The following is a 12,082-nucleotide window of genomic DNA, read 5'->3' on the forward strand; positions in this document are numbered from 1 at the left end:
TTCATTTCAATATTCTATTCCCTGCCGGGCGTCCACCCCGTTCTGAAAGGGATGTTTTACTTCCTTCATTTCCGTTACCAAATCGGCAATTTCAATAATTGGGGACGGTGCGTTTCTACCGGTAAGAACAATTTCCACGGGATATTTTTTCTCCCTTAAAAAGGCGACAACCTCATCGACGTCCAACAGCCCACAGGAAAGAGCGACATTAATCTCATCCAAAATGACAATTTGGCAGTCACCCGACGCAATCTTCCTTTTGGCTTTCTCCCAGCCTTCGCGGGCCAGCTTCCGGTCCACCGGGTCAGGCTCCTGTAAATTGACAAAACTGGCGCGTCCCGCCGGCACGATCGTCAGCCCGGGTAAACCAGCCTTATTTTCACCGTAAACTCCGGCTGCCTTCATAAATTGAACCATATATACATGAAAACCATGTCCGCAGGCGCGAAGGGCCAACCCCAGACTAGCAGTAGTTTTTCCTTTCCCATTACCGGTATATACTTGAATGAGACCAAATTCCGGCATTTATTGCCACCTCCTCAGTAAGGATTGTAAGTCTTTGGCAAAATAAGCTTTGCGTACCGGAACCTTTAAATGGGTCTCCAACTCGGTGAGGGTCATGTCGTCCAAAAAGACATCCTCGCCGGTTCGCAAGGCAACGCCCGGTATAATGACACCGGTCCGCAAACCGTCCTGAGCCAAAAGGCATTGAGCGATATCCTTTCCGGTCAGTAAACCGGTTACGGTTATGTGGGGCCCAAAGAACTGATTAGCAACAGGAACCAAACGAATATGTAAATTGGGTATCTTGACTGCTTCCAGCAAGGGCCGGAGAATTTTCTCCGCCGACATGCCGCAGACCACATCCAAATAAACAGGCTCCGTATAGGAACCATTGCCCACTCCGTCTTTTCCCCACTCCGCCAAAAACTTGCGAACGAGGCCGACACCATTTTCCAGTTGGGGAAACCCGTCATATCTTTCATCGGCCGGAACCGGATAACCGGCAGCTAAATAAAATTCATCCGCCAAATAGACAAAATAACTCCCACTCTGCCGATAATATTCCTGCTGCCATTGTTCCGCCTTTTTTATTATATTGGCAGCTTCTTCCGCTGTAAATACACGCAAGGGATAACAAGTTTCACGAAATTGAGTGAGACCGACCGGTACAACAGCCACCGACAAAATATGCGGCTGAAACTGAAATAAATCCCGGACCGTTTGCTCCAATACGGCACCGTCATTCATTCCGGGACACAAAACGATCTGGGTGTGCAGTTCAATGCCGCTTTCCACCAGCCGGGTTAACTGGCTCATGATGTTGGCTGCTTTTTTTGACCCCACCATTTGAGCCCGCAATTGGCCATCCGTCGTATGAACCGAAACATATAAAGGCGATAAATGCAGCCGCTGTATCCTGTTTATATCTTGCTCCGTCAAATTCGTCAGGGTAATAAAATTGCCATATAAAAAAGATAACCGGTAATCGTCATCTTTTACATATAAGCTGGCGCGAAGGTGCGCCGGCATCTGGTCAACAAAACAAAAAATGCATTGATTGGCACAACAACGCACTTGATCGAATACTGCGTTTTCAAATTCAATACCCAGTTCTTCATCGTACTCTTTCTCTATTTCGATAATTTCCTGCTCACCGTTTGTTTTTTCGATTAATAACTCGATTACTTCCTCGGCCAGGGAAAAACTCAGATCAATAATGTCCTGCAGGGGCTGCTCATTAACAGCAAGCAGTTTATCCCCCGGGACCAGACCGGTTTCAGCGGCGATGCTGCCGGGTACCACTTTGGCTATGACGCCTTGCAATTTCAAAAAACTCACCTCAAGTAATTTATTCCTTTTTCCAGCTTATTTCTCCTGCAAATAAGAAAAGAGTGATGAGAAAAAACATCACTCCCGTCTCCTTTTTACATTGTCTACCAGCTTGACAAATTGTTCATATTGACGCTGAATTCCCCAGACGGATAAAATTCTTCCCAGCCTCGTCAAATAGATGCGTTTCGATAATAAGCCGCCAAACTTGGTGGAAAAATTAATCAGCGGAAACGTATCCTGTAAAATGTAGGTCTGCCGGCAAATCCCCGCTGCATCTAACAAGAGCATAATAGCTGCCATCATTCTTGCCCGTTCGTTCTTCATCCCGGCGAAGTAAATTTGATTCTCTTTGTCATCCATGCCCATAAAGTATACTTTACCGATCAGTTCCGGCTCGGTCCGGTCATAATAAGGCACAGCCAGGATATGGTCCCGGGTAGGAATACAGCCGGCAGGCAACAAACCGCAATGAATGGCTGACGCAACGACCGACGCATGGGCCCCGGCAAAACAGCAGTAAATAATCTTCAAACAGGTTCCCTCCGGAGTAATGCGAGTTGTTGCCGCAATACGTCATAGACCGGCCAATTTAAGGAACAACGCAGGAAAGCCGGCAGGTAGCAGTATTTTATATACGACAACCACCTGCCCCAGGCATGTCCTTTTAAGCCCTGCCAATATAGACAATCCACATCAATTATTTTTACTTCCACGGCAAACATTGTGGCAATATCGCTAAGGTTCCGCTGATACATCTGCCGATGCCGGCCGGAAACAAGCAGGCAAACCAGATTCCCGTCCCGGTCCGTGCCAACCGGCATTAGTGGATTGGTCCCGGTTAAGGAGTGCAGACTCATTTCCATTCTACTCAGACAGAAATTTTCCAGATGAGCGCAGCAAGCCAGCCAGGGTAAATAATATTGAGCTCCTTGATAAATAATGATCACTTTGGTTCCTGGTCGTGGTCTTCCTTATTTTCTTTTGCTTTATTTTTTCGCTTTACCGGGCCCAGGAAGTTAGCAAATTCCGTTTTTCCAAAATGTTTCAATTTTGATTTGGCTTCTTTCATGCCGCCCGTGCTCAAGAACAAAAAGGCGATGGTGCCGACAACCAGGAATCCCAGGATCCAGCCGATTGATTTCGTGGCCCCCGAAGGTCCCGAGGCCGCTGTGCCTACTCCCGCCGTTCCCGCCTGATTGGCAGGAGTGGGGGAGGTTCCGCTTAAAACGGCCGGGATAGCGTCCGCAAACAGGGCAATACCGCGCTCCGCCTCCCCACGGGTGTTGGTGTCCGATCCTACTTCCACCAGCATGGAACGGGGAAACAAATCCTGATTATAGTCGCCACCCTTGGCAAAAAAGATCCCCTTGACAAGGCCGGGATGCTTTTTATCGGCGGCCGCTTTAAGATGCAAGGCCCAATCTTCGATTTGTTTTCCGGTCGGTCCGTATTTGCCGACAACTAATTGCACCTTAGTCACATCTTGCCCGTTAATCGTTGTTCTATATACTTCCGGCGGTGTCGCATCTCGGTGCACATCAAAGATGGCGTCCGGCTTTTGTTTCAATAACTGCAGCACCGTCCGGCGCGACCGTTCGTAAGCCATATCATCATGGGGATCATGTTTGGCATAAGAATGAATGGGTTGGATCCCATCTTTCTGCAAGGCATTGGCAAAGGCATCCCCCACTTTATATACCCCGCCGGCACCATAGATACTTGGTTTGCCATCGGTCGGAATATACGATTCATCGGAGTGGGTATGATAGATAGCGACTTTTTCACCTTGCGCCCGGGCAATACTGGGTGATAGGATTCTCTGCCAGAAAGTCAGCTTTGAGTCTTTGTCTACCATATATTGGGACAAATTTACACTACCGATAAATTTTGCCCGGGCCAGGTCTCCCTGAACACTGGTCACTTCATATCGTTTGTTATCGGCTGTCAAAAACTGGTCTCCGTTCTGAACGCCCCATCCTGTCACAAATACTACGCGGCCATTTTCGTCAACAATATTATAATAGCCGCCATCGCTGCGTTCATGGGCTAAGCTTACGGCAGGGAGAGTCAGCAGCAGCAAGGATACGAAAACAACTACGCGCCATATCCTATTCATTGTTTCTTCTCCCTCCCCTCAGTATTTTCCGTTTCTTTATCCTTTTTCTTGGGGTTCTTATGAAGCTCTTCACTAAATTCATACAATCCCTCGGGACGATGCGCTCCCAAAACGGGCCCACCTTGTAACTTTTCCCTTGTCTCCCCTACCAGTTCCGCCATCATCACGGCAACAACACCGGCTATGACTACCACATCGAATGCCCCGGCTCCTCCAATTGCGGTTGTACCGGGCACGCCCAAACCAATCAATGTTATCATGTGAACGACATCACTCAAAACAATTCCCAGCACGCCGCCGATAAAAGCGCTTCTTCGCGACCGCCCTGCCAAATAGGCGATCAGTCCGGCCGCTATGCCATAAATCAATTTAGGATCCATAAACATATTCTCCGGCTCGTAAGGCAAGTATCTTGAGCCCAGCCATACAGCAGCCGCTACCAGAACGGCCGCCAATACGGCCCTGATTTTTTCCGCGGTTTCATCGGCCTTGAAAATCAGCCATACACTCAATAAAAGCGGCAGTAACGCGCCGCCCACATTGATACTCACGGCAACCGGAGCGCGCATAACCGGAATATCAATAAAACTGCCGATAATTATGGCGCCAATAAATAATAGTGCCTGTTTATCCGTCATTCTCATTCGGTCTAGTATCCGGTGGGTTACTCCAAAATAGACAAGCACCCCGACAACTAATAGTGCAATCATTCCTATCGGCATACCCATTATTTTCCACCCCTCGCACTTTAATTTAAATTGAATCGCTATTTTAGATTGCCCGGCAAATATTAAAATCATACAAGAAAGAAAAAAGCATGGCTACAAGCCATGCTTTTCCCGCGTTGCATATTGTTCAATATGAATCTCACGGGCTGTAAGCCAGTCCCGGCTGTAACCGGTAATCACAACGGGAATCTGTCTCAAATCCTCTATCGTCCGGGCCCCGACCAGAACCATATAGCGTTTCATTCCGGCTAAAAAATCTTCCAGCCAGTGAACGGTGCTCTTCAAACCGGAAGATTGCAGCCTTTTGATAAAGGGGGTGGCCATACCGACGGCAGCGCCGCCTAAGGCCAGGGATTTGACTGCTTCCAGCGGGGTACGAATACCACCGGAAATAATAAAGTCCGCTCCCACCGGCAAAATGGAAGCAACTTCTACCGCGCTGATTGCGGTAGGTATTCCCCAGGTTAACAGTTCACTGTCTAAACCGGTTTGACTGCGAGCCGATTCAATTGCCATAAAATTGGTGCCGCCGGCCCCGCCGACATCAATCGTCTTCACTCCCGCCCGGACCAGTTCCTCAGCCGCTTCCTTACTGATCCCGCAGCCAACTTCCTTCACAATTACCGGCACCTTTACGGCGGCGACAATGGCGGCAATATTTTCGATGTAGTGCGAAAAATCCCGGTCCCCTTCCAACATAACCATTTCCTGGGCTACATTCAAATGAACCTGAATTGCATCCGCCTCAATCATGGCCACAACCTGCCGTGCCTCCTGAATGGTAGCATGAGCGCCGATATTGGCGAAAATAATTCCATCGGGATTGTTTTTCCGTACAACTTTATAGGACTCTTCGACAGCGGGACATTCAACGGCCGCAAACTGCGACCCTACGGCCATCGCAGTCTGGGTCGCACGCGCCAATTCCGCCAGCATTCCGTTAATCTCCGTTACGTCTCCCGCGCCGCCGGTAATCGCGTTAATTATGACGGGATGAGATAAGGGCAGTCCGGCGCACCGGCTTCTAAGATCAACCTCATTACTGGCAATATCGGGCAGAGCATGATGAACCAGGGTAAAATCGCTGAATCCATTAGGCGTTGGACCGTCCTCCAGAGTCAGGGAATATTTCAAATGATCTAACTTGCGTGATTGACGCACCGTGCCAGCTCCTTAGTCTCCTTCTTTAAAAAGATGAGCAAATTTATCTCCCAGTGTCACACCCAGGCTGCGCTGATTGTCCAAAAAGCCCTGGTACTCTTTTCTTTCTGCTTCCTGCTGCGCCTTTACCAAACTAAGACTAATCCGTTTGGCCGCTTTATCGATGCTCAATATTTTTACATTCACCGGCTGTCCGGCCTTGACGACTTCCTCAGCGTTAGCAACATGACGTTCGGCCAGCTCCGATAAGGGGATCAAGCCCTCAATACCGGGCTTCAATTCTACAAAGGCGCCAAAACGGGCCGTTTTAGACACTTTTCCCGGTACCACCGCATCCACTTTAAATTGGTCAATTTCATCCAGCCACGGATCACGCCGGGTTTCTTTCAGGCTAAGAGAAATCCGTTTGGCTTGCGGATCAACCTTTAAAACAACGACCTCCACCTCGTCACCCACATTTACAACTTCCTCCGGAGAAGCTACCCGCTGCCATGATAAATCCGATATATGAATCAGTCCATCCACGCCGCCAATATCTACAAAGGCGCCAAATTTGGCCAGACGGCTTACAATTCCTTTAACGGTCTGCCCGGGCTTAAGCGCGGCATAAACCCGTTCTTCCGCCTGACGGACCTGCTCCAGCAAGTGAACCTTGCGGGATAGTACAACCCGCTGTTTGGTCCGGTCAATTTCGATCGGAACAACATCGATCGTCTGTCCGGCATAAGGGGCAAGGTCCTCAACAAACCGCAGTTCCACCTGGGACGCGGGAATAAATCCCCGTATACCGAACACGGATACCGCCAATCCGCCTTTGACAGCCTCTACAACCTGAACCGGCAAGATAGACTTTTCCTCCAGCGCCTGCTCCAGTTTATCCCAGGCAACAATCTTATCCGCCTTCACTTTGGATAATTTGACTGCCCCCTCGGCAGAATCCGCATCCAGTACATATACGTCAATTGTTTGCCCTTCGGCAACGACGTCGGCGGCTTGTTCCGGAACCGGATAGGCCAGCTCGGTTAAAGGGATAACCCCTTCCGCCTTATAACCAATATCCACAAAAATTTCATCCTTGCGGATCCCGACTACCTTTCCTTTTACAATACTTCCGGTTTCCAACGTGTTTACTTCGCTGTTTAAAGTCTGGTCAAACTCCTGCATTTTTCTGTATACCTCCTCAATTAGCCACTCCGGCGTGGATGCGCCGGCGGTAATACCTACGCTGTGAACACCCTCAAACCAGGACGGTTCCAGTTCCGCTGCCGTTTCAACATGGAACACGCCGGCTCCGGCCTCAGAACATAAAACCGCCAATCGTGCCGTGTTCGCACTGTTTTTGCCGCCCACCACAATCATGACCTCAACCTGGCGCGCCAATTCGACCGCAGCCTGCTGCCGCTCATCGGTTGCCGTGCAAATCGTCCGGTCAATTTGCAGCTCATTACATTTCGATTTAAGAATATCAACAATCTTTTGAAACATTGCTCCGGAAAAAGTAGTTTGCGCTACAACCCCGATTTTCGCAAAAAAAGACAATTGCATTGCCTCTTCCGGAGTTCCAACGATAATTGCCTTTTGTTCTGTCCATTGGTAAATACTCTGAACCTCGGGGTGGTTTCTTTCACCGGCAAGAATGACCTGATAGCCGTCCGTCATCAATTTATGAGCGGTCAATTGCGCTTTTTTCACATGCGGACAGGTGGCATCCACCACCTGCAGGGATTTTTCCCGGGCCTGCCGGTAAATTTCCGGCCCCACGCCGTGAGACCGGAAAATAACGACTCCCTCGCTAACATCCGTCAACTGGTCAGCCACTTTGATGCCCCGCTCCGATAAGTGGTTCACCATTTGGGGATTATGAATGATCGGACCCAATGTGCAAGTTCCTTTTAACGGATCAATATTACTGAGGGCCATATCAACCGCCCGTTTTACACCATAGCAAAAGCCGCGCTGCCGGGCTAACTGTATCAGCATAACTCCTCCTGTATACTACCGTTTCCGTTCTCTTCGACAATCTCTTTAATAAACACCAGGTCAACCCGGTCAATGCCGGCAAGCTGCACACTCACTATCTCTTTATGCGAAGTGGGAACATTTTTCCCTACATAATCGGCCCGGATCGGCAGTTCCCGGTGGCCGCGGTCGATCAGCACAGCCAACTGAATTGTTTTGGGCCGTCCAAGGTCAATTAGCGCGTCCAAAGCCGCCCGTACCGTGCGCCCGGTATAAAGCACATCATCAACTAAAATAATTTTTTTACCATTGATATCCACCGGAATTTGCGTTTCATGGACAATGGGTTGATAACTGAGAGTTGATAAATCATCCCGGTACAACGTAATATCTAAAATACCTACAGGCAAAGCGATTCCTTCAATTTTTTCAATTTCCCGGGCCAGTCTTTCCGCCAATGGAACCCCGCGGGTCCGGATGCCTACCAGCACCACTTTGCTCACGCCTTTATTTTTTTCAATAATCTCGTGCGCTACCCGAATTAAAGCCCGGCGTATCCCCTGTTCATCCATTATTAACGCTTTTTCTGCCAGTTGCACCACGGATATCCCCCCTCAATATTTATTTTTTATTTCTTAGCTCAACCAGAATATCCTGCATATCATCCGGTAAAGGCGCGGTAAAAATCATCGGTTCCCCCGAAACGGGATGGGTAAACCGAAGTTCCGCCGAATGCAGCGCCTGCCCTTTTATACAAAACGGATTTCTCACCGGACCATATTTGGGGTCACCGACAACGGGATGACCAATATATGCCATATGAACCCGTATCTGATGCGTACGGCCGGTCAATAACCGGCATTCCACCAAAGTATAGTCGCCAAACCGTTCCAAAACCCGGAATTTAGTAATGGCTTCTTTGCTATTCGTAAAAGTTACAGCCATTTTTTTACGGTCCGCCGTGTGACGCCCAATTGGCGCATTGATCATGCCCTGATCTTCCGTAATATTGCCAAAAACAACTGCCTGGTAACGGCGGCTGGCGGAGCGGTCTTTAATCTGTTTCGCCAGCCGGGCATGGGCAAGATCATGTTTGGCTGCCACCATAACCCCGGAAGTGTCTTTATCCAAACGATGTACAATACCGGGACGAATCATCCCGTTAATGCCGGATAAATCGCCGCAATGCTCTAATAAAGCATTAACCAGGGTACCGCTGAAATTTCCGGCAGCCGGATGCACCACCATTCCCCGGGCTTTATTCACAACAATTACGTCGCCGTCTTCATACAAGATATTCAACGGAATGGTTTCCGGTCTAATCTCCGTTGGTCTGGCCTCCGGCATCGTCACTGCAACGTTGTCTTCCGGCTGAACTTTATAATTGGCTTTGACCGGTTTATCATTCACGGTTACATCGCCGGCAAGAATCAGTTTCTGAATATGCGAGCGGGAAACATCCTGCATTTGCTTCGTAATAAAAACGTCGAGCCGTTCCTCTTTATCCGCCATACCCGCAACAAGCACCTGAGTCGTCACGATACTTCATCCTTTTTTAAATTCGGCATAAAAACAAGATTGACCAGAATGCAGATCACACCGGTAACGATTGCAATATCAGCCATATTAAACACCGGCCAGATCCGGAAATCAAAAAAATCCACCACATATCCCGTCTTAACCCGGTCAATGACATTGCCGACAGCTCCTCCGGCCATCAGGCCAACGCCAAACCGCATCAGTCGATAGCCTTGCCTTGGAATGCGGGGATAAAAGTATACAGCAGCAATCAATAACCCCAATGCCGCTATAATGAAAAAAACCGTCTGATGCTCCATAATGCCAAAGGCAGCTCCAGGATTCAGCACATACGTAATATGAAATATCCCCGGAATGACCGGAATCGACATTCCCGGTAGCATATGCGCCTGAATATAATATTTCGCGGCCTGGTCCACAATAATAACAAGAAAGGTTAACAATAATATCAGCAAAAAGACTCGCTCCTATCCGTTCATTTGCGCCAGCGCCTTAAGCAGCAAATGGGCACACCCTTCATTGGTGGCTACGGGTATATTATGTACGTCACATACCCGCAGCAGGGCCGTAATATCCGGTTCATGAGGCTGCGCCATAAGCGGGTCCCGTAAAAAAATCACCAAGTCAATCTCCTGGGCTGCAATCCTCGCGCCAATTTGCAGATCACCGCCCATAGGACCGGAAAGATAAGGTTGCACTTTTAGCTGGGTATTCTCATTAAGGATTCTCCCGGTAGTAGCCGTAGCAACCAAACTATATTGCATAAGAATCTCACTGTGGTCCTGCGCAAATTTCAACATCTCCTGTTTTTTCCGGTCGTGCGCAATTAATGCGATTGTTTTCATCATGTCACCTGCTTTTTTAATTTTTATGCCAATATTCCGTAATAATTACATAATATACAAAAATAGCATAAACGTAAAGACGCAATAACCCTGTAAATAAAAAAAGTCCAGCAGCCTGGACTTTTTTAAAGACCTTTTAGGTCTTTCTGGACTTGCTTATTCTCCCGGACTGATTGCTCCGACGGGACAGACAGCGGCGCAGGAACCACAATCAATACAGGTTTCATTAATGTTGTATTGCGTATCCCCTTCAGAAATCGCTCCTACGGGACAAACCGATGCGCAAGCTCCACATTTTATACATTCACTGCTGATTTTATACATTCTTTCACCTCCCAATCAGATTGCTTTTATTATAACACAAACGGGCCGGATTATCATGCAATCCTTTCCATTTCACGAGTCTTTCTTACAAAATAATAGGTGCTCAATGCTATCCCGGTAAAAATAAACGAAAACGGCAAATAAAATTAATAAGGAAGTAGCTGTTATGGCAGCGCAAATACTATGGGTGATATTCTGCCCCAGGATCGAATACACAATAATCGCCGGTATTTGTCCGATTCCTGTTGCCAGGATAAACTGCCCGGTGGAAATCGTTGTTAAACCGGCGCCATAGCTGACTACTTTAAATGGAACAATCGGTGTCAACCGGGTTATTAAAACAGCCATGACGCCATATCTTACAAAAAATCGGTCCGTAATAACCAAATATTTCTCCCTGACCAATTTTCGGACAACCGGACGCCCGTACCAGCGGGCAACAGCAAAATCCAGGACAGCGCCCAAAAGGGCACCCAGCCAGGAATAGAAAGAGCCAAACTGCCAGCCGAAGATCCAGGCATTGGTAATCGTAAGGAAAATACCCGGCAAAAAGGGAAGCAGCGATTGAACGGACATAAGGAGAATACTCGTAAGGGGGGCCCATATCCCGTATGCCAGGATAAACCGCCGCAAGCCTTCAAAGTCCCGGTCTTTTAAATAGGAGGCACCGTTAATAACGAAATCATGCACGGGGGGAAACAAATAATAGGACGCAACAACCAGGCCCAATACGCCAAATTTTAGAATATACACGGCCTTTGCTGTCCGTTCCGCCATTTTCGTTCCCCCCCGTTGTATCATTTGATAATCACAGTCCCTTCCTCTGTTCCGTAAAATTCCATCGTTTAGTTTCCATAGCACCGGCGAAAATTCCTGCAAAGTAAACCGGGCCGACTTTTCCAGCCCGGTTTAGGTTCCTATTCTTCCTACCGCTTACTGCGCGGCTGCGTCGGGATCCGGTCGGCCGGATCCACAATCCCGTCGTGTTCCTCGCTGTCGGGATATAATGATTTATAATCATGGGACCCCGGAATATCCTGGGGGCTGTCGGAACTGCCCCAACGAAGTACGGCTTGCAAAGCATCCTCGCCGTCGAAACCGACCGATTCCCGATGCTCATTCTCCCGGTCAAGAAACGTGCGATAGAAAGGGGTCTCCAAAATTTCTTCTTCCAGGGGCCGTGGAAACGGATCCGGCCGGTCATCCTCCTCTTGACAACTCAGGCAGGTACCTGCCCAGGGAATGGCCTCCAAACGGTCCTCTGAAATCGGGTTACCGCATTTTTTACAGTATCCGTAAGTTCCGGCGGCAATGTCTTCCAAAGCGCGTTCTACCTTGCTTAATAGCAGTCTTTCATTTCCCCTCAAAGCAAAATCTTTGCTCCGCTCAAAGGTTTCGCTTCCCAAATCGGCCGGGTGATTATCATAGCGGGACAACTCACTGGTGGAGTCGGCCAGGCTATCGTCTAACCCCGTGTCTTCCAGTTGTTCAATCTGTTTATTGAGCCGTTCCTGCTCCTGAATTAATCTTGTTTTCAGATTCTGTATTGTTTGCGACTCCAAAGTTTCCCCTCC

At 48.5% G+C, this 12,082-nt stretch carries 15 protein-coding genes; all 15 read right to left on the reverse strand.

The window, feature by feature from the left end; all coding sequences use genetic code 11:
- Positions 1-6: 6 nt before the first annotated feature.
- Positions 7-525 carry a cob(I)yrinic acid a,c-diamide adenosyltransferase gene (gene cobO / locus LUCIF_RS06795; RefSeq protein ID WP_122627114.1) on the reverse strand — a complete coding sequence of 173 codons (519 nt, stop codon included), beginning with the start codon at positions 523-525 and terminating at the stop codon, positions 7-9.
- The gene (locus LUCIF_RS06800) at positions 526-1,842 is read right to left on the reverse strand and encodes a DUF512 domain-containing protein (protein ID WP_207857130.1); all 1,317 of its coding nucleotides are present in this window, start codon (positions 1,840-1,842) and stop codon (positions 526-528) included.
- Positions 1,843-1,911: 69 nt separating this feature from the next.
- Complete coding sequence (locus LUCIF_RS06805; RefSeq protein WP_165865910.1) at positions 1,912-2,367, reverse strand: DUF3189 family protein; 456 nt, start codon at positions 2,365-2,367, stop codon at positions 1,912-1,914.
- Positions 2,364-2,783: a hypothetical protein gene (locus LUCIF_RS06810; protein WP_122627116.1), complete on the reverse strand. Its 420-nt coding sequence runs from the start codon at positions 2,781-2,783 to the stop codon at positions 2,364-2,366. The genes LUCIF_RS06805 and LUCIF_RS06810 overlap by 4 nt, the downstream gene beginning before the upstream one ends.
- Positions 2,780-3,952 carry a stage II sporulation protein P gene (gene spoIIP, locus LUCIF_RS06815; protein ID WP_122627117.1) on the reverse strand — a complete coding sequence of 391 codons (1,173 nt, stop codon included), beginning with the start codon at positions 3,950-3,952 and terminating at the stop codon, positions 2,780-2,782. Before spoIIP ends, LUCIF_RS06810 begins: the two co-directional genes overlap by 4 nt.
- Positions 3,949-4,680 (reverse strand): DUF1614 domain-containing protein, encoded by a 732-nt coding sequence (locus LUCIF_RS06820; RefSeq protein WP_122627118.1) that lies wholly within the window; start codon positions 4,678-4,680, stop codon positions 3,949-3,951. The genes spoIIP and LUCIF_RS06820 overlap by 4 nt, the downstream gene beginning before the upstream one ends.
- Before the next feature lie 93 nt (positions 4,681-4,773).
- On the reverse strand, positions 4,774-5,841 hold the full coding sequence (gene fni / locus LUCIF_RS06825) for a type 2 isopentenyl-diphosphate Delta-isomerase (RefSeq protein WP_122627119.1): 1,068 nt from the start codon (positions 5,839-5,841) through the stop codon (positions 4,774-4,776).
- Positions 5,842-5,853: 12 nt separating this feature from the next.
- Complete coding sequence (locus LUCIF_RS06830; protein WP_122627120.1) at positions 5,854-7,821, reverse strand: bifunctional 4-hydroxy-3-methylbut-2-enyl diphosphate reductase/30S ribosomal protein S1; 1,968 nt, start codon at positions 7,819-7,821, stop codon at positions 5,854-5,856.
- A complete protein-coding gene (gene pyrR, locus LUCIF_RS06835; protein ID WP_165865915.1) occupies positions 7,815-8,393 on the reverse strand; it encodes a bifunctional pyr operon transcriptional regulator/uracil phosphoribosyltransferase PyrR in 579 nt (192 codons plus the stop codon). The genes LUCIF_RS06830 and pyrR overlap by 7 nt, the downstream gene beginning before the upstream one ends.
- Before the next feature lie 28 nt (positions 8,394-8,421).
- On the reverse strand, positions 8,422-9,312 hold the full coding sequence (locus tag LUCIF_RS06840) for an RluA family pseudouridine synthase (RefSeq protein ID WP_122627197.1): 891 nt from the start codon (positions 9,310-9,312) through the stop codon (positions 8,422-8,424).
- A 23-nt stretch (positions 9,313-9,335) separates the two neighbouring features.
- Complete coding sequence (lspA, locus tag LUCIF_RS06845) at positions 9,336-9,794, reverse strand: signal peptidase II (protein WP_207857132.1); 459 nt, start codon at positions 9,792-9,794, stop codon at positions 9,336-9,338.
- A gap of 12 nt (positions 9,795-9,806) precedes the next feature.
- The gene (locus tag LUCIF_RS06850) at positions 9,807-10,187 is read right to left on the reverse strand and encodes a methylglyoxal synthase (protein ID WP_243638696.1); all 381 of its coding nucleotides are present in this window, start codon (positions 10,185-10,187) and stop codon (positions 9,807-9,809) included.
- A gap of 153 nt (positions 10,188-10,340) precedes the next feature.
- Positions 10,341-10,508: a 4Fe-4S ferredoxin gene (gene fdxA / locus LUCIF_RS06855; protein WP_122627123.1), complete on the reverse strand. Its 168-nt coding sequence runs from the start codon at positions 10,506-10,508 to the stop codon at positions 10,341-10,343.
- A gap of 72 nt (positions 10,509-10,580) precedes the next feature.
- The gene (locus tag LUCIF_RS06860; protein WP_122627124.1) at positions 10,581-11,285 is read right to left on the reverse strand and encodes a TVP38/TMEM64 family protein; all 705 of its coding nucleotides are present in this window, start codon (positions 11,283-11,285) and stop codon (positions 10,581-10,583) included.
- Positions 11,286-11,434: 149 nt separating this feature from the next.
- A complete protein-coding gene (locus LUCIF_RS06865) occupies positions 11,435-12,070 on the reverse strand; it encodes a TraR/DksA C4-type zinc finger protein (RefSeq protein ID WP_122627125.1) in 636 nt (211 codons plus the stop codon).
- Positions 12,071-12,082 lie beyond the last annotated feature (12 nt).

The sequence above is a fragment of the Allolucifera butyrica genome, assembly GCF_900476375.1.
Lineage (GTDB): Bacteria > Bacillota > Negativicutes > Sporomusales > UPPP01 > Lucifera > Lucifera butyrica.

Excerpts from the sequence above, each read along its gene's own strand:
- cobO (WP_122627114.1), bottom strand. The coding sequence starts at position 525 with ATGCCGGAATTTGGTCTCATTCAAGTATATACCGGTAATGGGAAAGGA.
- spoIIP (WP_122627117.1), bottom strand. The coding sequence starts at position 3,952 with ATGAATAGGATATGGCGCGTAGTTGTTTTCGTATCCTTGCTGCTGCTG.
- LUCIF_RS06820 (WP_122627118.1), bottom strand. The coding sequence starts at position 4,680 with ATGGGTATGCCGATAGGAATGATTGCACTATTAGTTGTCGGGGTGCTT.
- LUCIF_RS06830 (WP_122627120.1), bottom strand. The coding sequence starts at position 7,821 with ATGCTGATACAGTTAGCCCGGCAGCGCGGCTTTTGCTATGGTGTAAAA.
- LUCIF_RS06840 (WP_122627197.1), bottom strand. The coding sequence starts at position 9,312 with ATGGCGGATAAAGAGGAACGGCTCGACGTTTTTATTACGAAGCAAATG.
- LUCIF_RS06850 (WP_243638696.1), bottom strand. The coding sequence starts at position 10,187 with ATGATGAAAACAATCGCATTAATTGCGCACGACCGGAAAAAACAGGAG.
- fdxA (WP_122627123.1), bottom strand. The coding sequence starts at position 10,508 with ATGTATAAAATCAGCAGTGAATGTATAAAATGTGGAGCTTGCGCATCG.
- LUCIF_RS06860 (WP_122627124.1), bottom strand. The coding sequence starts at position 11,285 with ATGGCGGAACGGACAGCAAAGGCCGTGTATATTCTAAAATTTGGCGTA.